Origin of the sequence: Paenibacillus wuxiensis, assembly GCF_040195695.1 — a bacterium.
GTDB classification, from domain to species: domain Bacteria; phylum Bacillota; class Bacilli; order Paenibacillales; family Paenibacillaceae; genus Paenibacillus_B; species Paenibacillus_B suaedae.
On the sequence record NZ_JBEFZI010000013.1, the window covers coordinates 116,004 to 140,405 of the forward strand.

Below are 24,402 nucleotides of genomic sequence, written 5' to 3' on the forward strand. Positions count from 1 at the left end.
AATAATAGCTGCGGCGATCATTGTTATTCTCCAATAAAATAAAGTGAGGTGTCGAGCAATGGCAACCAGTTGGATCGTTACCGGAGCAGGTATTGTGGTCAGCTTGTTAGGGTATTACTTGACGCCAAGTGTTTGGGGGTACGGTGTGTTAGGCTTCGGACTGGCTCATATTTTGCTGGGCATTATTGATATGTTCCGAGCGCCAGCACGTGTCCGTTTTTAGACAATCGCATGCTACAGGGGCATTCTTTTGCAGGCTTAGGTCTGTGTAAGAATGCCTTTGTGTATATACATAACTATGATCATACAAAGGGTTTGATTTGACAGCAGTATTTATAAAGGGGGAGCTAATGATGGCGGACAGTTCATTTGATATTGTATCCAAGTTGGATCTACAGGAAATGAATAACGCGATTACACAAGCAATGAAGGAGATCGAATCTCGATACGATTTCAAAGGGAGCAAAAGTAAAATTACACTTGAGAAGGATGAAGTGATAATTGTCTCGGATGACGAGTACAAACTGAAAAATGTCATTGATATTTTACAGTCCAAAATGGCAAAGCGCGGCGTAGCCATTAAAAATATGGAATTCGGCAAAATTGAACCTGCAGCTTCTGCTGCGGTACGGCAGCGAGCGAAATGCAAACAAGGAATCGATCAGGATGTAGCAAAGAAAATTAACATTATGATCCGTGATTCGAAGTTAAAAGTAAAGAGTCAAATCCAAGGTGATCAGATTCGGGTTACTGGGAAAAGTAAAGATGATTTGCAAGCTGTTATGACGCTGTTACGAGGTGCAAATCTGCCGCTAGATCTACAGTTTACGAATTATCGCTAAACGATAGCCCATCATCACTAAGCTGCAAAAGGGAAGGATGCTGGGCTCTTTTTGCTTTTTTGACTCCAAAGTCATGCCTGTATTATACTTGATGAGGTACATAGACGTACGGATGTGAAAATACTCCAATGGGAGTCTGCCTTATGGGGGATGTAAAATGACAGAAAAGATTAAAATCGTAACGTTGGGCTGCGACAAAAACTTGGTTGATTCCGAGATTATGTCCGGCTTAATTTATGAGCGTGGATATGAACTGGTGGAAAACGAAGAAGAAGCAACGGTAATCATCGTCAACACATGTGGATTCATTGATGCTGCTAAGGAAGAATCGGTGAATACGATCTTAAGACTAGCAGATTTAAAGGAAACTGCTGACTTGAAGGCACTTATTGTATCCGGATGCTTAACGCAGCGATACAAGGAGCAGCTGCTTGATGAAATGCCGGAGATTGACGGTATCGTTGGTACCGGTGATTTTGACAAAATCAATGATATTGTTGATGAAGCCCTGCAAGGAAGCAGGCCGATTCGTGTAGGCAATCCCGTATTCGATTATGATCGCATCCTTCCACGCAAAGTGGCGACTCCGCGCTATACGGCATATGTCAAAATAGCCGAAGGCTGCGACAATAACTGCACATTTTGCAGTATACCAATCATGAGAGGCAAGTTCCGCAGCCGTACAATGGAATCCATTCTTGCTGAGGTAGCTCAGCTTGCAGGACAAGGGGTCAAGGAGATTAGCCTAATTGCCCAAGATTCCACGAATTATGGTGTAGATTTATACGACGGTTTCAAGCTGCCGGAGTTAATGAATAAAGTAAGCGAAATTCCGGGTGTGGAATGGGTTCGTCTGCACTATGCGTACCCTGGATTTTTTACTGAGGAGCTTATGGATGCGATTGCGAGCAATCCGAAGATTTGCAAGTATATCGACATGCCATTGCAGCATAGTGAAGATAGCATTTTGAAGCGCATGAGACGTCCTGGTCGCCAGCGTGATTCCCGAGAGCTGGTGAACAAAATTCGTGAACGAATTCCTGGTGTAGCGCTGCGTACGTCTATTATCGTAGGGTTCCCTGGAGAAACGGACGAAGACTTTGACAGATTATGCGACTTCATCAGGGAGATGAAGTTCGATCGGCTTGGCGTATTTACCTATTCTTCCGAAGAGGACACGCCTGCAACGAGGCTGCCAGACCATGTGCCTGATGATGTTAAGGAGTGGCGTGCGAATACCCTTATGGAAATTCAGCGCCAAGTATCTAAAGAAGTAAGTGAAAAGCGTATTGGTGATATATTGGAAGTCCTTGTTGAGCGTTACGATGGCCGCAATGATGTGTTCATTGGCCGCTCGCAATTCGACGCCCCTGAAATTGACGGGGAAGTATTTATTTCCGGCCAGCCATTGAGTATTGGGGAAATTGCCAAGGTAAGGATTACTCATGCGCTTGAATTTGACTTAGCCGGGGAGGGTCTCGCGTGAATCTGGCGAACAAGATAACGTTAGTCCGTATTTTTCTTGTGCCAATAATGATGTTCTTCCTATTGGTGAACTTTGATTATTTGCCTGCGATTGAACTAGAGGGTTTTTCGATTACTTACAACCAGATTATTGCGGCCTTGATCTTCATTATTGCTGCAAGTACCGATGGATTGGATGGTTATATCGCCCGTAAACGCAAAATGGTTACAAATTTAGGAAAGCTTCTTGATCCACTTGCGGACAAGCTGCTCGTAGCGGCGGTTCTTATCTCACTTGTTGAGATGCAAAAATGTGATGCGTGGATTGCGGTTGTTATTATTAGCCGTGAATTTGCGGTTACTGGCCTAAGGCAAGTTGCCTTGCTCGAAGGAACTGTTGTTGCTGCAAGCAAGTGGGGGAAATGGAAAACAGCAACCCAAATTACGGCGATTGCAGCGATGCTGCTGAACAATTTCCCATTTGCGTTCGTTCATTTCCGGTTTGACATCTTGGCGACTTGGGTCGCTGCGTTAATTACCGTATACTCGGGAATTGACTACTTTGTAAAAAATAAAAATGTGCTTCACCTTTCGGATTAATAACGGAAGCTGATAGGTTAATAGGTGCTTTTTCCATAGTTCCGGCTCTCCGGGCAGGAAGGGGCACCTATTCGCATGTATAGACTAGTAAAATGCTTGATAACGACTTATAGGGATGGTGGTTGGCATGAAAGCAGAGATCATTGCAGTTGGGACAGAACTGCTGCTGGGACAAATCGTCAATACGAATGCGCAATATATTTCGCAGCGACTGGCAGTGGTTGGTGTAGATGTGTTCTATCATACGGTTGTTGGGGATAATGCTGTGCGGATTCGACAATGTATTGAAACGGCATGCAAGCGTTCCGATCTGCTTATCTTCACGGGTGGTCTAGGACCGACGATGGATGATCTGACGAAGGATGTGCTAGCGGAGATGTTGGGCCGCAAGATGACCTATGATGAGCCCGCAATGGCCAAGATGACCGAGATGTTTGCGGGGCGCGGCATACAAATGGTCGAAAGCAATAAGCGTCAGGCGAATGTGATAGAGGGCGCTGATGTGCTGAAGAACTCGACTGGGCTTGCTGTAGGAAATGCCCTGCAGCATGATGGTACTACCTATGTACTGCTTCCTGGACCACCTCGTGAAATGAAGCCGATGCTCGATGATGAGGCGATTCCGTGGTTGAAGAGCCAGCAGCTCATTGATCAATCTTCATTATATACACGGATGCTGAAATTCGCAGGCATCGGTGAATCTGGGCTTGAGAATGCTCTTCTAGATCTCATTGAACAGCAGACGGACACAACGATTGCCACCTATGCTAAGGAAGGCGAGGTTCTCGTTCGATTAGCCGTCAAAGGGACAGATCAGCACGAGGCAGATGTGAAGCTTGATCAGGTTGAACGGGAAATTCACAACCGATTGGGGATGCATTTGTATGCTACCAAGGATGTATCTTTGCCAGATGTGTTGGTGGAGCAGTTATCGCAGCTTGGCCTGACCTTGTCCGCAGCAGAGAGCTGTACGGGCGGGATGTTCGCGGACATGATTACAGCTGTTCCGGGAAGCTCGCAAGTATTTGCGGGCGGGGCGGTAACCTATTCGAATGAGATGAAAGAGCGCATTCTAGGCGTGCCTCATGAACTGCTCGAGGGTGAAAATGCGCCTGGTGCGGTCAGCGAGCCAACAGCCAAGGCAATGGCTGAAGGGATGCGTGATATTGCAGATACGGATTTCACAGTTGCCATAACAGGCGTAGCAGGACCAGCTCACTCCGAGCGGAAGCCTGTAGGCCTCGTTTATATTGCGATTGCGGAGAAGGGCCGGGAAATCGTAGTGGAGGAGCTTCGTTTGAACGGAGATCGAGAAGGAATCCGCCGCCGCACTGTATATGCTATTATGTATCGATTGTGGAGAAGGCTGCAGGATCGAACAGTACATATTCATTAACAAATGTTGACAAATGAAGTAGTTGAGGATACAATCGAATCATAAGATACGGAAGAACCGTAACGAAGTGTATTTACACGCTTTGTTGCGGTTTTTTTTGTTGGTGTACTCGATGTGTGTATATGGATAATATGTAAATAAAAGTAATAAACGTTCGTGAAAAACGAATGTATGTTCGAAAAAATGCTTGGCAAACTGAATAAAACACGTTATGATGTATATATCAAACGAATCAGTGAAGGAAGTGAGTTTGTGTCAGATCGTCGCGCTGCGTTAGAAATGGCTTTGCGTCAAATTGAGAAACAATTCGGTAAAGGTTCGATCATGAAACTTGGCGAATCCAATCACATGCAAGTGGAGATTGTGCCAAGTGGATCGCTTGCATTAGATATAGCTCTAGGAATCGGTGGTTTGCCGAGAGGTCGTATTATTGAAGTATATGGACCGGAATCTTCCGGTAAAACAACGGTTGCACTTCATGCGATCGCAGAAGTACAGAAGACGGGTGGACAAGCTGCATTTATTGATGCGGAGCACGCACTGGATCCAGCATATGCGAACAAGCTTGGCGTTAATATCGATGAGCTCCTGTTATCCCAACCGGACACAGGGGAGCAGGCGCTTGAAATCGCGGAAGCATTGGTACGAAGTGGTGCAGTAGACATTATCGTTATTGACTCTGTTGCTGCACTTGTGCCGAAAGCGGAGATTGAAGGCGAGATGGGTGATTCCCATGTCGGCCTGCAAGCACGTCTAATGTCGCAGGCTTTGCGTAAATTGTCTGGTGCAATCAGCAAGTCGAAGACGATTGCGATCTTTATCAACCAGCTTCGTGAGAAGGTTGGCGTTATGTTCGGTAACCCAGAGACGACTCCTGGTGGCCGTGCCTTGAAGTTCTATTCCAGTGTTCGTCTTGATGTGCGTCGTGTTGAGACCATTAAGCAAGGTACGGACATGATTGGTAACCGCACTCGGATTAAGGTCGTTAAGAATAAGGTTGCGCCTCCATTCAAACAGGCGGACATCGATATTATGTATGGTGAAGGTATTTCTCGTGAGGGAAGCATCGTCGATATTGGTACAGAGATGGATATCGTGCAGAAGAGCGGTGCATGGTACTCCTTCGAAGGTGAGCGTCTGGGTCAAGGCCGCGAGAATGCCAAGCAATTCTTGAAGGAACATTCGGAGATTGCCCTTACAATCGAAAATCAAATTCGTGCAGCAAGCAATCTGACTACAACAATCCCTGATAAGGGTGTCAGTGAAGATGACGATGATGCATTTGAATTGGAATTAGGTGACGACGAATAATTTGTTGTTAGCTCAAGCACCTTCGCGTTAAGCGAAGGTGCTTCTATGTATTTGTATGGAGGAGAGTCGTTTGAAGGATAGCGAACGCATCGTAACGATTACTCGTGTAGAGCGAATCGAGAGGCAGGCAGGCCGTTATAAGATTCATTTCGATGGAGCGGAACCGCTAGAAGTGCATGAAGATGTGATGGTAAAGTTTCGGTTATTGAAAGGTACTGAGTTGTCTCTGGACTCGCTCACGGAGATATTGCGCGCAGACGAAGGGAATAAGGCCTACGTGCAGGCGATCAAGTATTTGCAACGCAAACCACGTACTCGCATTGAACTCGCCCGTAAGCTAGCTCAGAAGGGCTATGAGGATGGGATAGTGCAAGAGGTGCTTGATCGTCTGGAACGAGAGTGGCTTGTCGATGATAAATCATATGCGATGCAATGGACGCATCAGCGCTTGAATCGACATATGAAGGGGCGGCGATGGATTCAGCATGAGCTGAAGCAGAAGGGAGTCCAAGAGCGGCATATTGAGACAGCTCTTCATTCGATAGACCCAGATGAAGAGTGGGACAGTGCATTGACCGCAGCTCGCAAAAAATGGCGGCAGACAAAGGGAGAACTGCATCTGCGCAAGCAGAAGGTCGCCGCATTCCTTGCACGTAGAGGCTATCCAATGGATATGGCTAGGCGCGCAGCTTACACTGCAGCAGATGAGCGCAGTGAAGAAGAGGAAGTTTCCCACGACATCGAGGAATAATAAAATGACCACTCACGTCATTTGCTTGACAATATCTTTTCTTGAATAATAAAATGAACATGTATCTTTATTTTCACGAGATCAATCTCCTCTTCCAGAGATTGATTTCTAATGATTCATTTCGCCAATTTACTGATTTCCGATTGTCGCCTCAAGGCGACGCCCGTGTATGCGCAAGGCATACACATAAGCTGGCGTATTCGCGCCAGTCCATTGAGTTAATTAATGAATAGGGAAACTTGAAAACCACAAATGTAACCTGTCCCAAGCAGTGCTTGGAGGAACCAACGGGGAGGTGAGGCAATGAACGTTCAACTTTGGCTCGCGATCGTTCTCGTTGTGGCCGCATTGTTCTTGGGGTTTGGAATCGGATACCTGATTCGCAAATCGCTTGCCGAAGCGAAGATAACGAGTGCTGAACACGCCGCGGAACAAATTATGGATGGCGCACGCAAGGAAGCTGAAGCACTGAAGAAAGAAACGGTGTTGGAAGCAAAAGACGAAATCCATAAGCTTCGTAATGAAGCGGAGAAGGACATCCGCGAACGACGGAACGAAGTTCAACGACTCGAAAGACGCTTATTGCAAAAAGAAGAGTCGTTGGATAAAAAGTTAGAAGCGCTGGAACGTAAAGAAGAACAAGTAGCTGCTAAAGAGAGACGAATCGAAGAAACACAAGAACAGGTCGATCAAATTTGTCAGCAGCAAGTTACAGAATTGGAACGCATTTCGAATCTGACGATGGAAGATGCGCGTACAATTATTTTGACGAATGTAGAGCAAGAAGTGCGTCATGAAACGGCACAAATGATTAAAGAAATCGAGCAGCAGGCTCGTGAGGAATCGGACAAGCGCTCTCGTGAGATTATTACGATGGCTATCCAACGTTGCGCTGCAGATCATGTCGCAGAAACGACGGTATCCGTTGTTGCATTGCCGAACGAAGAGATGAAGGGCCGCATCATCGGACGCGAAGGACGCAATATCCGTGCGCTCGAGACATTGACAGGAATCGATCTCATCATTGACGATACACCTGAAGCGGTTATTCTGTCCGGATTCGACCCGATTCGCCGTGAAATTGCAAGAACATCTCTTGAGAAGCTCGTTGCAGATGGACGTATTCATCCAGCACGCATCGAGGAGATGGTGGAGAAATCGCGCAAGGAAGTGGACGAGCGTATTCGCGAATACGGAGAACAAGCTACGTTCGAAGTCGGTGTGCACGGATTGCATCCTGATTTGATCAAAATATTGGGACGTTTGAAGTTCCGTACAAGCTACGGACAAAACGTACTGAAGCATTCTATGGAAGTGGCTTATCTTGCTGGATTGATGGCAGGAGAGCTCGGAGTGGATGTAACGTTAGCCAAACGTGCCGGGCTGTTGCATGACATCGGAAAAGCGTTGGATCATGAAGTTGAAGGATCTCACGTCGAAATCGGCGTAGAGTTGGCGAAGAAGTATAAAGAACATCCTGTAGTCATTAACAGTATCGCATCCCACCATGGCGATTGTGAAGCAACATCCGTTATCGCTATGCTGGTCGCTGCGGCTGATGCCTTGTCAGCAGCAAGACCGGGAGCTCGTAGGGAAACGCTTGAAACATACATCAAACGACTTGAAAAACTGGAAGAGATTTCGGAGTCGTTCGAGGGCGTTGAGAAATCATACGCGATTCAAGCGGGACGTGAGGTTCGCGTAATGGTACAGCCGGATAAGATTGATGATGCGGAAGCGTATCGCCTCGCTCGCGAGATTACGAAGACAATTGAGGGCGAATTGGATTATCCGGGGCATATTAAAGTTACGGTCATTCGCGAAACCCGAGCGGTTGAATATGCGAAGTAAGATGCACATATAGGATTTGGAGAAGTGGCCTTATTAGGCCACTTCTCCCTTTTAGGAGATATAAAGCGGCCTCTGCGATCGATCGTACCGATCAGGCTCGAATAGAGGTTGCTGCAAGGAGGACTCAGGCTAGATGAAAGTAATGTTTATCGGTGATATCGTCGGAAATACAGGACGTAAGGCTTTGAAGCAGCTTCTTCCGTCGCTCAAGCAAAAGCATAACCCACATATTATCATTGCGAATGCTGAAAATGCAGCAGGAGGCAGAGGCGTTACGGCGGCCATTGTCAAGGAATTTGCTGATTTAGGCGTGCATGGTTTTACGATGGGTAACCATACGTGGGACAACAAGGATATATTCGAATGGATTGACGACGAGAAGCGCATGATTCGCCCTGCGAACTTCCCGCCAGGAACACCAGGTCAAGGCCATGCGGTCATTAAGGCCAACGGCAAGGAACTGGTGATTGTCAACGTGCAAGGCCGTACATTCCTGCCGGCGATTGATTGCCCTTTCCGCAAGACAGATGAGATCCTTGAGTCACTCGGCAAGAAGCCGCGTGCCATTCTTGTTGACTTCCACGCTGAGGCTACATCGGAGAAAATCGCGATGGGATGGCATCTGGATGGCCGTGCATCACTCGTTGTAGGAACGCACACGCATGTTCAGACGAATGATGATACAATCCTGCCAGGTGGAACGGCATACTTAACAGATGTCGGCATGGTTGGATCCAAGGAAGGCGTACTAGGCATGGAACGGGAAGCTGTACTGCGCAAGTTCAAGACACAGCTGCCTGTCCGCTTCGTCGTTGACGAAGGGAAATGGCAGTTCCATGGACTTGTCGTCGAGATCGATGAGACAACCGGCAAGGCAGTTAAGCTTGAGAAGATCCGCGTCCGCGAAGACGACTGGATCATGGAATAGGAATACGAAAGCGTAGCGAGGTCAGTGCGTTGGCACTGGGCCTCGCTTTTTTTTATGCACAGAATCTGTTTCGTTAGGAAGATGCCTCAGGTTCATCGTGAGGAAGTGAAGGAATCTGCATTGTGAAGGAATTTTTAGGACTTTCACGAATATGTTTTAATAATGGAGTCTAACCTTAACAATCCCGAGGAGGTACTTTCCATGGAAGTATTAAAAGTTTCAGCAAAGTCCAATCCTAATTCGGTAGCTGGAGCGTTAGCAGGGGTTTTGCGTGAACGGGGAGCAGCCGAACTGCAAGCAATTGGCGCAGGTGCCTTGAATCAGGCGATTAAAGCCGTTGCCATTGCACGGGGATTCGTTGCGCCGAGCGGTGTGGATCTGATTTGTGTTCCCGCTTTCACGGATATTGTCATCGATGGAGAAGATCGGACTGCAATCAAACTGATAGTTGAACCCAGATAATATACGTCGACAGTGGTGCGTAAGTAATGAATTTATTCAGCCTGTTTACAACGTAAGCAGGTTTTTTGCTTTGTTCTACCTCGGGAGCAGATGGGTTAAAGATGAGATGCAATGGGACAAGCGCAGCTTGGTAACTAGAACTAGAACATAAACAGCTGCCTTCACCGGATTACGAATAAAGAAGCTGAGAAGGGGACGTAGAATTATGAGCCAACGGATCATTGATTTTCATTGTGATGTTCTGTACAAGATGCTGTATGAAGGCAAGTTGGATTTTATGAGCAAGGATGCATTAGATATTACGCTGCCGCGCATGCAGACCGGTCAGGTAGGGATGCAAGTATTTGCGGTATTTCTGGAAGAAGCATTGATTAGCGGTCAGCCGCAATTTTCTCAAATCTTGCGCTGTATTGACCTGCTTCGTGAACGCATATGCTCGCTGCCTGATGTGTCCCTCATTCGCTGGCGTGAAGATGTAGAGCATTGGGAGCGTTCGCCACAGTTAACGGGTACTCTGCTGTCTATAGAAGGCGCTGATGGGCTGGAAGGCGACATGGTGTATGTGCGGACTGCATATGAGCTTGGGGTTCGCTTTCTTGGCTTGACATGGAATCATTCGAACTGGGCTGTGGACGGAACAATGGAGCCAAGGCAGGCTGGGTTTACGAACAAAGGGCGGCAGCTTATTCGCGAATGCGACAAGCTGGGGATACTCGTTGATGTATCCCATTTGAATGAAAGAGCATTCTGGGAACTGCTAGAGCTTACTGAGCGTCCAGTGTTCGCTTCCCATTCCAATTCGGCACATGTGCGTAAGCACCCAAGAAATCTAAGTGATGAACAGATCAAAGCCATAATCGATCGGAATGGTAGAATCGGGATCACCTTTGTACCTGCCTTTATTGCAGATAGCCAGCAAGTGACTATTGAGCATCTGCTTCGCCATATTGATCGGATCTGCGAGCTCGGCGGTGAACAGCATATTATGTTCGGCTCGGACTTCGATGGCATTGATGACAAAGTTCAAGGTCTGGAGCATGCTGGACAGTACGGAAATTTGCTGGAAGCAATAGAGCGTAGATATTCGTCGGAATTTGTCAATCGAATTGCTCATAGCAATGCTCTGCAATTTCTGAAGACGAACCTTCCTGCCCGAGAAGGATAATTGTCCATTCATCTCATGAAGGTATCATATCCATCGAATCTTGCTATCGTGGACATCGGCGAAAACGCTTGCTTTTTCCAACCTCTGCACATAGAATGAGAGTGACTCAACCATTACAATATTTTACTTGTTACAATTTAGCGAATTTTGGTGGCATCCGTCGTGGTGCATATGCGAGTCACCTTTCAAAAGGAGTGGGCGAGCTTGATTAGTCAATTGTCTTGGAAAATCGGGGGTCAGCAAGGGGAAGGCGTAGAAAGTACGGACCGTATTTTCTCGACGGCATTGAATCGTCTTGGATACTATTTATATGGGTACCGTCATTTTTCTTCTCGTATTAAGGGTGGTCATACGAACAACAAGATTCGAATCAGCACGAAGCCAATTCGCGCAATTTCGGACGACTTGGACATTTTGGTTGCATTCGATCAGGAATCCATTGATTTGAACGTTGGTGAACTTCGTCCAGGCGGCGTTATCGTCGCAGATGCCAAGTTCAATCCATCCGTTCCAGAAGGTGTGGATGCACGACTCTTCGCGGTTCCTTTCACATCGATTGCTGAGGAACTCGGTGCTTCCCTCATGAAGAACATGGTTGCTTCGGGCGCATCTTGGGCATTGCTTGGATTGCCGCTGGAAGTCTTCAACAAAGCTCTTGAAGAGGAATTCAGCCGCAAGGGTCCAGCAGTTGTGGAGAAGAACGTTGAAGCTGCACGTAGAGGTGCGGAGTTCGTACTGGAGCAAGCAGGCGGTCCACTTGACGATTTCAAGCTGGAGCCGGCTGACGGCAAGCAGAAGCTGTTCATGATTGGTAACGATGCAATTGGCTTGGGTGCGGTAGCGGCAGGATGCCGTCTGATGGCAGCATATCCGATTACGCCTGCATCCGAGATTATGGAATATTTGATTAAGCGTCTGCCGAAGTTCGGCGGCACGGTTATTCAGACAGAGGATGAGATTGCGGCAGTTACGATGGCGATTGGCGCCAACTATGGCGGCGTACGTGCACTGACTGCATCCGCAGGTCCTGGTCTTTCCCTGAAGACGGAAGCAATCGGTCTTGCTGGCATGACGGAGACTCCGATTGTTATCGTGAATACACAGCGCGGCGGTCCAAGTACTGGACTTCCGACGAAGCAGGAACAAAGTGATATGAACGCGATGATCTACGGAACGCATGGTGAGATTCCGAAGATTGTAATTGCGCCAAGTTCAATAGAAGAGTGCTTCTTCGATACAGTAGAGGCATTCAACCTGGCTGAGCAGTACCAATGTCCAGTTATCGTCTTGACGGATTTGCAGTTGTCTCTCGGTAAGCAAACTTGTGAGATGCTTGATTATGAGCAAATTACAATCGATCGCGGTAAGCTGATGAGCGATGTTCCTCCACTAGAGGCGAATCAACAGTTTAAGCGCTATGAACTTACGGAAGACGGAATTTCTCCACGTGTTGTTCCGGGGGAGAAAGGCGGACTTCACCACGTAACTGGCGTTGAGCACGACGAGATCGGCAGACCGTCTGAGAGTGCAGTGAACCGCAAGAAGATGATGGACAAACGGTTGAACAAACTGAATGGACTGCAGGTGACGAATGCGATTCACGCAGATGTGCCGCATGAAGAACCAGATCTACTTATCGTAGGCATGGGCTCCACTGGCGGTACGATTGATGAAGCACGCAGACACTTGGAAGCGGATGGGGTAAAGACCAACCATATTACGGTTCGTCAAATCTATCCATTCCCAACAGAGCTGTTCACACCGCATGCGCAGAAGGCGAAGCAAATCGTCGTTGTTGAGAACAATGCTACCGGCCAACTGGCTGATCAAGTAAAATTGAACGTTGGATTCGGAGAGAAGCTTCGCCGAATTAATAAATATGATGGAACTCCGTTCCTGCCTTTGGAATTGTACAAACAAAGCAAGGAGTTGGTCTAGTATGGCAACGTTCAAAGAGTTTCGCAACAATGTGAAGCCGAACTGGTGCCCTGGCTGCGGCGACTTCTCAATTCAGGCAGCCATTCAACGCGCGGCAGCCAACGTCGGACTGGAACCTGAGAATTTGGCTGTTGTATCCGGGATTGGATGTTCTGGTCGGATTTCCGGTTATATCAATGCATATGGCTTCCACAGCATTCACGGCCGTGCGCTGCCAATTGCACAAGGGTTGAAGCTAGCTAACCGTGACCTGACTGTTATTGCATCCGGTGGAGATGGAGACGGCTTCGCAATCGGGATGGGACATACCGTACATGCGATTCGCCGGAACATCAACGTTACGTATATCGTCATGGATAACCAAATCTATGGATTGACGAAAGGTCAGACTTCGCCACGTAGTGCGGTTGGGTTCAAGACGAAGAGTACACCAGATGGCGCAATCGAGAACACATTAAGTCCGCTTGAGATTGCACTGTCTGCGGGAGCTACCTTTGTAGCACAGTCGTTCTCTAGTGATTTGAAGCAGTTGACTTCTCTGATTGAGGAAGGCATTAAGCACGAAGGCTTCTCTTTAATCAACGTATTCAGCCCTTGCGTAACATTCAACAAGATCAATACGTATGACTGGTTCAAGGAAAACATAATCAATCTGGAATCCGTAGAAGGCTATGATCCGTCCAATCGGATCGCAGCAATGACGAAGTTAATGGAAACAGATGGAATGATAACAGGTCTTATCTATCAAGATAAATCGAAGAAGAGCTACGAGAATCTTGTATCTGGATTCCGTGATGAACCGTTAGCGAAGCAAAATATTCGCCTTTCTTCTGAAGAATTTGACAAATTGGTGGCAGAATTCAAATAATTGTTGAAAAGGCATGCGTCTTTAGGCGCATGCCTTGTTGCATTTCGTAGTATAATATGATTTGGTACTAGCTAGAGAGAACACATACGTGAGGTGGAAGAGAAATGAAAAACGTACCTGTCGGCGTATCCGCTCGCCATATTCATTTGACTCAAGAACATATCGAGATTTTGTTCGGTAAAGGTTATCAATTGACGGAGTTCAAGCCATTGTCCCAACCAGGACAATTTGCTGCGAACGAAACAGTTGAAGTTGTAGGCTCCAAAGGATCCTTCAATAAAGTTCGTATTTTGGGACCAGCACGTCCTGCATCCCAATTGGAAATTTCCCGCACTGACTCCTTCGCAATCGGTGTAAAAGCACCTGTTCGCGAATCTGGAGATATCGAAGGTACACCAGGCGTTCTTGTAAAAGGACCTGCAGGGGAAGTTGAATTGCAAGACGGCGTTATCGTAGCTGCTCGTCACATTCACTTCCATACTTCTGATGCAGAAAAATGGGGGATTCAAGACAAGCAAAAGCTTCGCGTACGTGTAGGTGGAGAGCGCGGTGTTGTATTTGAACACGTGGTTGCACGCGTATCTGAAAAGTTTGCATTGGACATGCATATCGACACAGACGAAGCGAATGCTTCTGGCGTGAAAAACGGCGATACTGCTGAGATCATTGATTAATTATTGATTCATACTTTCGAAATGAAAGGTGCAGTCCTTATAGGGCTGCGCCTTTTTTGCATAGTGACTCCTCTTTGTTCGTGCAGGATTCATACTAAATTGTAAGTATGTGTTAAGAGAAACTACGGCGCTCTTATTTTATACTTTTGCCTGTTTTATAGAATTTGATAGAAATGAGCTAGAACTTGTCCAACTCTCTGAACATAGGATGTATTATCTTTGATAAAAGGAGATGCATTTGAATGGGAAATGTAACGGAAAATAATTTCTCTGCTTTTAGTAGTGCGGAGCAATTATTAAAAGCGGGTGTGCCTATTTCATTCCATGTGATAACTGCTAAGAATGGAAAGGGAATTACCCTTAAAGAGGGGACGGGAGATATTCATCTTTCGTCTAATGCTGTTTATTTTGTAAGTTATACGGTTAGCGTGACTATTCCGAAGGAGTACAATGCAGCATCAACTATACTCAGCTTAAATGGCGAAACGTTAAACTCATCTCTTGCATCAAATTCATATTTTCCTCCAGGGGAAAAAGGGAATTTATCAGGGTCTGCCATAGTTAATACGAAAAAAGGAACTAATATCTTAATTTTATTTGGCGTTTTGGGCGAGACGGTATATGACAATGCGTGTATTAGTATAGTCAGAATAGCTTGATATAAACGTTTATTGTTGAACAGCAACAGGAGGCTAGCCCTGTTGCTGTTTGAATTGATTGCATTCTATCTTCGCAGCAGCCTATCTCTTTAGCGTTGAGATGATGTTTGATATACTAGTGTTGAGCCGGTGTGCCGGCAAGCAAAAAAGAGTCGTATGGGAAGGCTGAACTGCACCCCGTCAAGTAGACAGTACAAAAAATAAAAACAATTATGCGGCCTTGGTTATGAATTCCATCGGACTAAGGCCGTTTAGTTTTGCTTGTAATCGTTCGTTATTGTAAAAGTGGATGTAAGCACGGATGTCTCTCTCGAGATCATCAAAGGTATGGTAGGTATGTAAATAATATTTCTCGCATTTTAGAATTCCCCAGAAAGATTCCATCGGGCCATTATCAATACATCTTCCAGCACGGGACATACTCGGAGTTATTTCGTTATCATCCAAGATTTCCTTGAAGCCCAAGGAGGTATATTGGTAACCCCGGTCGCTATGAAGCAAGGGCTTGCTTCCGGGAGCTTCTTGCAAGGCGTGTTTCAACGCCTGAAATACGAGAGAATTGTTATTGGAACGCCCTAATACATATGAGACGATGGATTTATCATGAAGGTCGAGAATAGCGCTTAAATACGCTTTTTGGCCGTTGCCGTACTTGAATTCCGTCACATCCGTAACCCATTTTTCATTTGGCGCATTTGCAGTGAATTTGCGGTCTAGTACGTTCTCTGCCACCTGCTGTGGAATGGAACTCGCATATTTCTTCCTTTTCCTCCGGATGACGGATTGAATTCCTTTTACTTTCATCAACCGGTATACACGCTTTTGGTTAATCGTTTTCCCCGTTTGGCGACGTATGTGTAGAGTCAATTGACGGTATCCAACGGTACGCTCCACTTTCTCATAAATGGACATCATGACATGCGTCAGCTCTACATTCTCCTGCTCACGGTAACTGGGTTTGAAACTTCTCCACTTGTAATAGCTTGAACGCGGAATGCTTGCAATTTCACACAGCAACTTCACGCTAAATGTTCCTTCTTGTCGAATGCCTTCAATGGAACGATAGGCCATCTCTTGTCGGTATTGGTTCAGCGTCGCCTCCTTTGGAATTCTTGTAGCTTTTTTAGGAAAGCATTTTCTGCCCGCAGCCGCTCATTCTCATATTCCAGCTTCTTCATCGCCAGTCTTTGGCGATCCACATCCGATAGCTCCTCTGATGTCTTCTTTCGTCCTCGTCCGTCTTGTAATGCATCCTCGCCACCAGCTTCATACTTCTTTACCCACTGATATACTTGCTGGTACGAGACCTGATATTGGTTTACTGCCTTCTGATACTCATGGTTATGGGCAAGACAATGGTGAACAATGTCCATTCGTTCTTGCCAAGTTGTAGACCGACCCCTAGCCATAGCTTTTGTTTCCCCTACATAGGTTTTTAAGTTGCTATGACTATTATACTTTTTAATCCAGTTACGGAGTTGGGTACGAGAGGCAATCTTGTATTTCAGAATAACTTGCCGTTGGGATAAACCTCCGAATAAATGATCTTTTACCGCTTGGAGTTTGAGCTCAGCAGAATAACTTCGGTTATGGGGCTGGTGTTCCAACCCCCTATAACCATATTGTTCATAACGATCCCGCCATTCAAGTAAGGTTGTTCCCTCAATGCCGTACTTTTTGGCGGTTGACTCGATTCCTCCGCTTTTAAGTTCCTGAAACGCCGCCAGTTTCTCTTGTGCGCTCCATTTTTTTGCATGCAAAAGCTCCCCCTATACAGGGAGCTGCAAAATGAACAGAAACGCTTACGCTTGATGAACAAGAATGGGAAATCATCGGAGGACGGCTGCAGCAGTCTATGAGCGAGCGGGAGGAGTGGTGGATATAGATACGTATCAACAACATCTAAGCTGCTAGGTGAAGATGCTTGGCAGTGGATTAAAATCGAAGACGTGCTTGAGGTAACTATATAATGAAGGACTGGAGAGAAGAACTACAGCGTACACCGACAACAACACGAAAACCGCTTGCTCCAGTTCAGCCACATCTATGTAGTTGCAAAGCTAATATGAAGGGGAAATGGATAAACGGCACTTACACATGCGTTAGATGCAATAAACCAGTGTATGGATAAAGTAACGCCCCGGCAATTACGCCAGGGCTTTTTCTTCGCCCACATTACCCACACTCTACCCACAAAAACGGTGTCAAACATCGGATCACGTTGTCCAACCTTGTCTATAGTGAAAGCTCAGAAAACCGCACCATTTCAGTTTTTTGGACAACAAAGGGCAATATTGTCCACTCCGTAATAACTAAATATGGAAGTTCATTCTTGGCTCTCCACTTCGGATGATGGTATAATTTGAAGTGATGTTCATGTACATAGATAACCTACAGACTACAGAATCGAATGAGAAGAAGGAGTGCCGACCAATGAACAAAAAGTCGAAAGATTACTCCAAATATTTTGATTTCTCGAATGCCAAAGTCATTTCCGAGGATGAACAAGGTAAACGGATTCGTATAAATGGTCGTGAAATCAACATTATTTCGGAGCCTAACCAACGGCAGGAGAAGCAGCGGGGCAAGCAGGATATTCAGGTACACTATGATCAGGCCGTGCCTGAGGAGCTGCAGGGACTAGGCGTTGGGAAGAAATATATTATTTATACATTTGGCTGCCAAATGAACGAGCATGATTCCGAGACGATGAGCGGCTTGCTTGAACAGATGGGCTATGAAAAAACGGAAGACCGAAAACAAGCAGATATTATCTTATTAAATACATGCGCGATTCGTGAAAATGCAGAAGATAAAGTATTTGGTGAGCTTGGACATTTGAAGACATTGAAGCTGCAAAGACCGGGGCTTATTCTTGGCGTGTGCGGTTGTATGTCCCAAGAAGAAAATGTCGTGAATCGCATTATGCAGAAGCATCAATTTGTTGATATCGTATTCGGTACGCATAATATTCACCGCTTGCCGATCTTGGTGCGCGATGCCTTGTTCAACAAGGAAATGGTCGTGGAAGTGTGGTCTAAGGAAGGCGACATCATCGAGAATCTGCCGAAGAAGCGGGAAGGGATGCGAGCTTGGGTCAACATTATGTATGGCTGTGATAAGTTCTGTACATATTGCATCGTTCCTTATACCCGTGGCAAAGAGCGCAGCCGCCGTCCGGAAGACGTAATTGCCGAAGTAAGAGACTTGGCTCGTCAAGGATTCAAGGAAATTACACTGCTTGGTCAAAACGTCAACGCTTACGGCAAAGACTTTACGGACATCGACTACTCGTTCGGCGATCTGATGGACGAAATTCGAACTATTGATGTACCGCGTATCCGCTTCACTACTTCACACCCAAGAGACTTTGACGATCGATTAATTGAAGTACTTGCGAAGCGCGGCAACCTGGTTGAGCATATTCATCTTCCTGTACAATCAGGAAGCACGGAAATATTGAAGAAGATGAGCCGCAAGTATGATCGGGAGCGCTTCCTGGAGCTGGCATTTAAAATCAAACAGGCAATACCGGATGTTGTCTTTACAACGGATATTATTGTAGGATTCCCTGGTGAGACGGACGAACAGTTCGAAGAAACGATGTCACTTGTACGGGAGGTAGAGTTTGACTTTGCCTATACATTCATCTATTCCCCGCGTGAAGGCACACCGGCAGCAGGGATGGAAGACAATGTTCCGATGGAAGTGAAGAAGGAGCGCCTGCAGCGCTTGAACGCCCTGCTGCAGGATCTGAGCCGTCGAAGCAATGAAAGGCTGCAAGATCAAGTGGTGGAGGTGCTAGTGGAAGGGGAGAGCAAGAATAACCCGGACATTTTATCCGCTCGAACGCGCACGAATAAGCTTGTCCATTTTGCTGGATCGGCGTCATTGATCGGTCAAATCGTTCATGTTAAGATTACAGATGTGATGTCCTATTACATCAAGGGTGTGCTTGTCACACAACCGATGCAAATGACTTCTTAACCTTTTCTTTATTTTCGGATACAATAAACGAGAAGAGATAGATTTTACCAATACAATTCAGGCCGAATAGATGGGAGAGGTTCTCATTGACGCAACAATCACAATCTTCGAAGGTGAATTCGGAACACGCAGAACACTCGGAGCATGAGGAGCACGCCCATCGATCGGGATGCGGTATACCGAAGTTCAATACGCGGGATTTGCTAGTACGAGAAGATATTATGACGAAGGCGAAGCAATTGTCTGAACTCATTATTACAACGGATGAGGTTCGGCAATATCAGCAAGCTGAGAAGCAAATTCAAACGCATACTAGGGTACAAGAGCTGATCTCAACGATTAAGAAGAAGCAGAAGGAACTGGTTGCGTTCCAATCGTTCCAAAACGCGAAGATGGTAGATAAAATCGAGAATGAGATTAGTGAGCTCCAGGATGAACTGGACAATATTCCACTCGTTGTGGAATTCCAGCAGAGTCAGAGCGATGTGAATTACATGCTGCAACTGGTTATGTCGGTTATTCGTGATACGGTATCTGATAAGATTGAAGTAGAAGCAGCAACCCCTGAAGCGCCAGAATCATGCGACTAAGCACGGATGAATAGAAGAAGGTTTCCTACAGATGATGTGGGAAACCTTCTTTTTCTTATGCACGGAGAGGGGATCATCGATTATCTTTCATAGTAGGCAGCATTGCTCCAAGGTACACAGACGACGTATGCGGCATAGGAGCAGTATAGTCGTCAGCGAGATTGAGCCGTTGGCAGCCTGCGAAACAATCAGGAGAGCAGCTTGCGGAATTGTTCGGTAAGCAGCGGCACCACCTCGAATAAATCACCGACGATCCCGTAATTCGCTACTTTAAAGATAGGGGCTTCCGGATCGATATTAATGGCAACAATGATTCGAGCTTGACTCATTCCTGCGATATGCTGGATGGCTCCACTAATCCCGCAGGCAAAATAAATCTCAGGTGTAACAACCTTACCCGTCTGTCCGATCTGCAACGAGTAGTCGCAATAGCCCGCATCACAAGCTCCGCGCGAAGCGCCGACTGCTCCATTCAGCACACGAGCCAACTGTTCCAGCGGTTTGAATCCTTCGGCACTTCTCACACCGCGACCACCAGAGATAATAATTTTGGCCTCTGACAAATCAACGGAGCCGCTCATCTTCGTGACGACTTCGTGGACAACCGTTCGTAGGGATGGGGCGGGGGCAAGCAAGGAATCAACTTGCGGCTGCTGAATGCTCTCGTGAGTCGGAAGTAAACCCGCTTGTTGAGTAACAGGAGTGAAGTTGTTAGGTCTAACCGTGATGATCCAAGGTCGTGCTTGATTGGCGAAGCGTCTAGTTTCTAATGCTTTGCCTGCATAGACAGGCCTTAGGAAGGTCGTGTCGGAGTCATCCGCACGAATCGATACGACATCGGATATTTGACCTGTATGGAGCTGAGCTGCTAGCATCGGCGCGAGATCACGTCCCATCGCTGTATGCCCAAGCAGCACGACGTCCGGCGATTGCTGCTCAGTAAAGGCATGCAGTGCCGCGAAATACGTCTCCGCCTCGTAATATTTATACCTCTCATCATCTGCGCAGCTAACTTGCGCAATTCCTGGAATCATCAAGGACTGGATTGTGTCCTCTGCAAGTTGAAACCCAATGACAAGCACAATAATTCGATCATCAGGCTTCGCCATTTGCGCGGCAGCACCAAGCGCTTCGAATGTAACCTGGCGCAATCGATCTCCGCGTATTTCAGCAATAACAGCATATGTGCGGCTCATAGCAGCACTCCTTTCCAGTCGATAGCACGCTTGCGGCTTCATGTTAAGGCTCAATCGTTACAAGTAAGTGCATGTTCAATTTGCAACCTAGTTAGAAAGAGTTAGAAGAGAGAGGAAGTATCGCGTAGCGATTGAACCAATTGCTCTACTTGCTCCGATACAGTGCCCTTCAATATCTGCCCCTCCTGTCTTGGGGGAGGAAGCTCGAGGGCTACTCGCTCTGTGGCAGGAGCATAAGATTCATTCTGAAGCTGTTCGGCAGCCGACCGCTTCTCGATAGGCTTCCGCTTCGCCTTCATAATGCCTGGTAGAGTCGGATATCTGGGCTCGTTCAATCCTTGCTGTGCCGTAAATAATGCAGGCAAGGTCACTTTGAGATTCTCGTTATCACCTTCTGCGTCACGACTGACCGTTACCTGCGAATCATCGATACGCTCGATCGAAGTGATCGCAGCGACATGTGGCAGGTCGAGCAGGCTGGCGACACGTACAGCAACCTGGGCACTGCCTTGATCGACAGAGAAATGACCAGAGAAGATTAGATCCGGCTGTTTCTCCTGCAATGTCTTTGCGAGCAAGTGAGAGATTGTGAATTCATCCATCTCCCCTGTTTCACTTGGCGACAGAACAAGATGTACGGCTTCGTCTGCTCCCATTGCGAGCGCTATGCGAAGCGCTTCCTCGGAACGATCAGGACCGGCAGTCACTACGGTGACTACGCCGCCATGATTTTCTTTCCATCGTACGGCTTCTTCGATGGCATATTCATCATAGGGATTTATTATCCATTTTACTCCGTCTTCAGAGAGCAGACCATCTGTAATTATGACTTTTTCTTCTGTGTCGAACGTTTGCTTCATAAGCACAACTAAATTCAAGGTCATCACCCCAAGTTCCGGCTTCATTACAATCATTGTATGGGGTAATGTTCGGACTTATCTCTACTACTTTTATTCGAATTTCATTAACCAGTGGTCATAAAAGGCAAGAACGTATTTTTTCATGTCCCAACTCATATCCATCAAACATAGTTCATTACGAACAGCTATGTTGAACAAAACGAGATCATGCATGTATCACCCAAAAGGGAGGGGAGGTATGGTGCTGATTTATGTAAAATGGATTGTCTTTCTCTTCGTTGTTGCGATAGGCATCGGCTTGGCATCTGCTGCAATTCGACGACGAGTCAGCTACATAGGCTTGGGGCTGGCAGGCACGAAGCCAACCGAGCACGCGAGGCGAACCATGCGTGCCATAGGACAGACGTTCGGTCAAGGCAAGCTGTGGAAGGATCCGCGAAGTGGGTTTATGCATGCAGTAATGTTCTACGGATTCCTCCATTTGCAGGTCGGAGCACTAGATTTGATTTGGAAGGGGTTGACCGGCCACTCACTGCCGCTGCCAGCTCATCATGTCTTCATCGTGGCTCAGGAATGGACAGTGCTCATGGTGCTCACAGCAGTATTGTTTGCAGTCTATCGACGCTACGTGGAGAGACTGCCTCGCTTGAAGCGGGGGTGGAAGCCCTCAATTGTACTGTTCTTCATCGGCGGATTGATGGTGACTGTCATTGGCACCATGACATTCGATTATGCGCGAGAGGCCATGAATGGAGTTGGAGGGCCTAATGGCTCGATTTCGGCAGGAATTGCATCGGTTATCGTAATGCCCTTGTCAGTTGGCGCACATGCAGAACTGTGGCTCACCGTCGGATATGAATTATTTTGGTGGTTACATTTGCTGATTTTGTTTTCATTTCTCATATATGTGCCGCAATCGAAGCATTTCCACCTGATAACTGCACCGATCAATCTCTGGCTGAAGCGTCCAGAGGAAGAGACAGGGAAGCTGAAAATGATCAATTTGGAAGACGAGGAGGCAGAATCATTCGGGGTAGGAGCAATCGAGCAATTCGAGCGGAAGCAGCTGCTTGATCTGTATGCCTGCGTGGAGTGCGGACGCTGTACGAATGTGTGTCCTGCATCGCATACGGGCAAGCTTCTCTCTCCTATGCATCTCATCTCGAAGCTGCGTGATCACTTAACCGAGAAAGGGGCAGCCATAACTTCGACCAACCCGTGGGTACCAAGCTTGGCAGCACCTGGGTCGCTGCCGTTCCATCGCATGGCGGAGGAAGGTGTGCAGCAGGCCAAAGGTGCATTTGACGAGTCAACTGCGCTGCAGCGATTTCCGCAAGGGATGCAGGGGACGATGGCTAAGCAGCAGGAGAGATGGCTGAGAAACATACCTGATGAGCAGCATCCGTCTGCTCAGTCAATCGAGTTGATCGGCAATGTTATTACCGAGGAAGAACTGTGGGCATGTACAACATGCCGCAACTGCGAGGATCAGTGTCCAGTCGGAAATGAGCATGTCGATAAAATTGTAGACATGAGGCGCTATCTGGTGCTGACACAAGGGCAAATGCCTGTGGACGGACAACGAGCGCTGCAAAATATTGAGCGTCAGGGCAACCCATGGGGGATCAGCCGCAATGACAGAATCAAATGGGCCGCAGAGTGGACGAAGGAAACAGGCATAACTGTGCCGACGGTTAAGGAGCGTCCAGATTTCGAGGTGCTGCTGTTCGTGGGAGCTATGGGTTCCTATGATATGCGTACACAGCACGTAACGAAGGCACTAATTCGTCTTTTCCATGCAGCTGATGTGGCATTTGCTGTTCTTGGCAATGAAGAGCGGAGCTCAGGAGATACCGCACGGCGTATGGGCAATGAATTTTTGTTTCAGCAGATGTGCGCAGAGAATATTGCAACGTTCCACAAATATGGTGTCCGAAGGATCGTTACCGCTTGTCCGCATACGTATCACACATTGAAGAAAGAGTATCCGGATTTTGGGTTGGATTCAGAAGTGCAGGTATATCATCACACAGAATGGCTGTATCAGTTGTGGCAGGCGGGGCGTATTCGCTTCGTTCATCCGGTTCACGAGAGCGTCGCTTGGCATGACTCCTGCTATTTGGCACGTTACAACGGGATTATTGACGTCCCTAGAGAACTGCTGCGTGCAGTGCCGGAACTAACTGTGCTTGAATTGGAACGAAGTGGGGCTAATGCGATGTGCTGCGGGGCAGGCGGTGGTCAGATGTGGATGGAGGAAACGTCTGGGACGCGCGTCAATGTGGCGCGGGTGGAGCAGGCGCTTCAGGTTCAGCCTTCTGTGATTGGGTCTGCATGTCCATATTGCCTCACGATGATGGAGGATGGTGTCAAAGCGAAAGAGCGAAGCGACGTGCGCAGTGCCGATATTGCTGAACTGCTCGTCAAGTCTGTATGTGGAGTCTAATGTTCAGGGAGGTGGAGTGAAGCACGGCATGCTTGTATGGCCGTTCGGGTACGCTGCGTTAGCTGATTAACATACGAGGCTCGCTCATGATGGCCTGGGGCAGCGTCTGTGAAGGGGTGAGGCATATAGAAGGACAGATTGCGGGGAAGTGTGTCCGTGCAAATGAAAGGCAGCTGGGCTATAGCATGCACATGCAGTAGGAGGGATACCGAGGTGAAACGATGGAATGAGGTTCAACGGGCAGCTGTTATTGGCTCAGGGGTAATGGGAGCCGCCATCGCAGCTCATTTGGCGAATGCAGGCATACGATGTCTGTTATTAGATATCGTGCCAGAAGAGCTCCCTCAAAATGATTAAGTTTCCTCACTCAGACTCATGAATTCGCAGGATTTCACCCTATGGTAAATGTGAGGA

The 24,402-nt window shown here is 47.1% G+C and carries 22 protein-coding genes and 1 pseudogene; 19 read left to right on the forward strand and 4 right to left on the reverse strand.

Going from position 1 to position 24,402, the window contains the following annotated elements; all coding sequences use genetic code 11:
- The first annotated feature begins 58 nt into the window (after positions 1-58).
- The 15 genes from ABN764_RS25525 to ABN764_RS25595 all read left to right on the forward strand — a co-directional run bounded on the left by ABN764_RS25525 (position 59) and on the right by ABN764_RS25595 (position 14,909).
- Positions 59-223, forward strand: a complete 165-nt coding sequence (locus tag ABN764_RS25525; RefSeq protein ID WP_021256485.1) for a hypothetical protein — start codon at positions 59-61, stop codon at positions 221-223.
- Between the two features lie 127 nt (positions 224-350).
- A complete protein-coding gene (locus ABN764_RS25530; RefSeq protein ID WP_036592415.1) occupies positions 351-842 on the forward strand; it encodes a YajQ family cyclic di-GMP-binding protein in 492 nt (163 codons plus the stop codon).
- Between the two features lie 157 nt (positions 843-999).
- Positions 1,000-2,328, forward strand: coding sequence for a 30S ribosomal protein S12 methylthiotransferase RimO (gene rimO, locus ABN764_RS25535; RefSeq protein ID WP_021262408.1), 1,329 nt, complete (start codon positions 1,000-1,002; stop codon positions 2,326-2,328).
- Positions 2,325-2,906: a CDP-diacylglycerol--glycerol-3-phosphate 3-phosphatidyltransferase gene (pgsA, locus tag ABN764_RS25540; protein ID WP_021256482.1), complete on the forward strand. Its 582-nt coding sequence runs from the start codon at positions 2,325-2,327 to the stop codon at positions 2,904-2,906. Before rimO ends, pgsA begins: the two co-directional genes overlap by 4 nt.
- A 127-nt stretch (positions 2,907-3,033) precedes the next feature.
- Positions 3,034-4,302 carry a competence/damage-inducible protein A gene (locus ABN764_RS25545; protein WP_174808387.1) on the forward strand — a complete coding sequence of 423 codons (1,269 nt, stop codon included), beginning with the start codon at positions 3,034-3,036 and terminating at the stop codon, positions 4,300-4,302.
- 252 nt (positions 4,303-4,554) lie between these two features.
- A complete protein-coding gene (recA, locus tag ABN764_RS25550; RefSeq protein WP_036592478.1) occupies positions 4,555-5,613 on the forward strand; it encodes a recombinase RecA in 1,059 nt (352 codons plus the stop codon).
- Positions 5,614-5,683: 70 nt separating this feature from the next.
- Positions 5,684-6,364, forward strand: a complete 681-nt coding sequence (locus tag ABN764_RS25555; protein WP_028531179.1) for a regulatory protein RecX — start codon at positions 5,684-5,686, stop codon at positions 6,362-6,364.
- Between the two features lie 303 nt (positions 6,365-6,667).
- Positions 6,668-8,215 (forward strand): ribonuclease Y, encoded by a 1,548-nt coding sequence (rny, locus tag ABN764_RS25560; protein WP_021256478.1) that lies wholly within the window; start codon positions 6,668-6,670, stop codon positions 8,213-8,215.
- A gap of 133 nt (positions 8,216-8,348) precedes the next feature.
- Positions 8,349-9,143 (forward strand): TIGR00282 family metallophosphoesterase, encoded by a 795-nt coding sequence (locus tag ABN764_RS25565; protein WP_021256477.1) that lies wholly within the window; start codon positions 8,349-8,351, stop codon positions 9,141-9,143.
- A 201-nt stretch (positions 9,144-9,344) separates the two neighbouring features.
- A complete protein-coding gene (locus tag ABN764_RS25570) occupies positions 9,345-9,605 on the forward strand; it encodes a stage V sporulation protein S (RefSeq protein ID WP_005550495.1) in 261 nt (86 codons plus the stop codon).
- Between the two features lie 205 nt (positions 9,606-9,810).
- Entirely contained in the window at positions 9,811-10,770 is a 960-nt protein-coding gene (locus tag ABN764_RS25575) for a dipeptidase (protein ID WP_446673460.1), read from the forward strand.
- Between the two features lie 204 nt (positions 10,771-10,974).
- Complete coding sequence (locus ABN764_RS25580) at positions 10,975-12,708, forward strand: 2-oxoacid:acceptor oxidoreductase subunit alpha (RefSeq protein WP_044357684.1); 1,734 nt, start codon at positions 10,975-10,977, stop codon at positions 12,706-12,708.
- Between the two features lies 1 nt (position 12,709).
- Positions 12,710-13,576, forward strand: coding sequence for a 2-oxoacid:ferredoxin oxidoreductase subunit beta (locus ABN764_RS25585; RefSeq protein ID WP_021256474.1), 867 nt, complete (start codon positions 12,710-12,712; stop codon positions 13,574-13,576).
- 104 nt (positions 13,577-13,680) lie between these two features.
- The gene (pduL, locus tag ABN764_RS25590) at positions 13,681-14,250 is read left to right on the forward strand and encodes a phosphate propanoyltransferase (protein ID WP_446673461.1); all 570 of its coding nucleotides are present in this window, start codon (positions 13,681-13,683) and stop codon (positions 14,248-14,250) included.
- 242 nt (positions 14,251-14,492) lie between these two features.
- Positions 14,493-14,909 carry a hypothetical protein gene (locus tag ABN764_RS25595; protein WP_446673462.1) on the forward strand — a complete coding sequence of 139 codons (417 nt, stop codon included), beginning with the start codon at positions 14,493-14,495 and terminating at the stop codon, positions 14,907-14,909.
- Between the two features lie 210 nt (positions 14,910-15,119).
- Here the strand turns inward: ABN764_RS25595 and ABN764_RS25600 are convergent, their stop codons facing one another.
- Both ABN764_RS25600 and ABN764_RS25605 read right to left on the reverse strand, forming a co-directional pair.
- Positions 15,120-16,019, reverse strand: coding sequence for an IS3 family transposase (locus ABN764_RS25600; RefSeq protein WP_446673468.1), 900 nt, complete (start codon positions 16,017-16,019; stop codon positions 15,120-15,122).
- Positions 15,998-16,669, reverse strand: a complete 672-nt coding sequence (locus tag ABN764_RS25605; RefSeq protein ID WP_446673463.1) for a helix-turn-helix domain-containing protein — start codon at positions 16,667-16,669, stop codon at positions 15,998-16,000. The genes ABN764_RS25600 and ABN764_RS25605 overlap by 22 nt, the downstream gene beginning before the upstream one ends.
- 673 nt (positions 16,670-17,342) lie before the next feature.
- Between ABN764_RS25605 and miaB the strand changes: the two genes are divergently transcribed.
- Complete coding sequence (gene miaB / locus ABN764_RS25610; RefSeq protein ID WP_268624415.1) at positions 17,343-18,896, forward strand: tRNA (N6-isopentenyl adenosine(37)-C2)-methylthiotransferase MiaB; 1,554 nt, start codon at positions 17,343-17,345, stop codon at positions 18,894-18,896.
- Positions 18,897-18,982: 86 nt separating this feature from the next.
- Complete coding sequence (locus tag ABN764_RS25615; protein ID WP_446673464.1) at positions 18,983-19,486, forward strand: YlbF/YmcA family competence regulator; 504 nt, start codon at positions 18,983-18,985, stop codon at positions 19,484-19,486.
- A gap of 188 nt (positions 19,487-19,674) precedes the next feature.
- Here the strand turns inward: ABN764_RS25615 and ABN764_RS25620 are convergent, their stop codons facing one another.
- Both ABN764_RS25620 and ABN764_RS25625 read right to left on the reverse strand, forming a co-directional pair.
- Entirely contained in the window at positions 19,675-20,682 is a 1,008-nt protein-coding gene (locus tag ABN764_RS25620; RefSeq protein ID WP_021256469.1) for an electron transfer flavoprotein subunit alpha/FixB family protein, read from the reverse strand.
- Between the two features lie 101 nt (positions 20,683-20,783).
- Positions 20,784-21,560, reverse strand: a complete 777-nt coding sequence (locus tag ABN764_RS25625) for an electron transfer flavoprotein subunit beta/FixA family protein (protein WP_028531173.1) — start codon at positions 21,558-21,560, stop codon at positions 20,784-20,786.
- A 220-nt stretch (positions 21,561-21,780) separates the two neighbouring features.
- Between ABN764_RS25625 and ABN764_RS25630 the strand changes: the two genes are divergently transcribed.
- Positions 21,781-23,988, forward strand: coding sequence for a (Fe-S)-binding protein (locus tag ABN764_RS25630; RefSeq protein WP_446673465.1), 2,208 nt, complete (start codon positions 21,781-21,783; stop codon positions 23,986-23,988).
- Between the two features lie 162 nt (positions 23,989-24,150).
- Positions 24,151-24,336 (forward strand): annotated as a pseudogene (locus tag ABN764_RS25635) (3-hydroxyacyl-CoA dehydrogenase NAD-binding domain-containing protein); the annotation flags it as partial.
- Between the last annotated feature and the right edge of the window lie 66 nt (positions 24,337-24,402).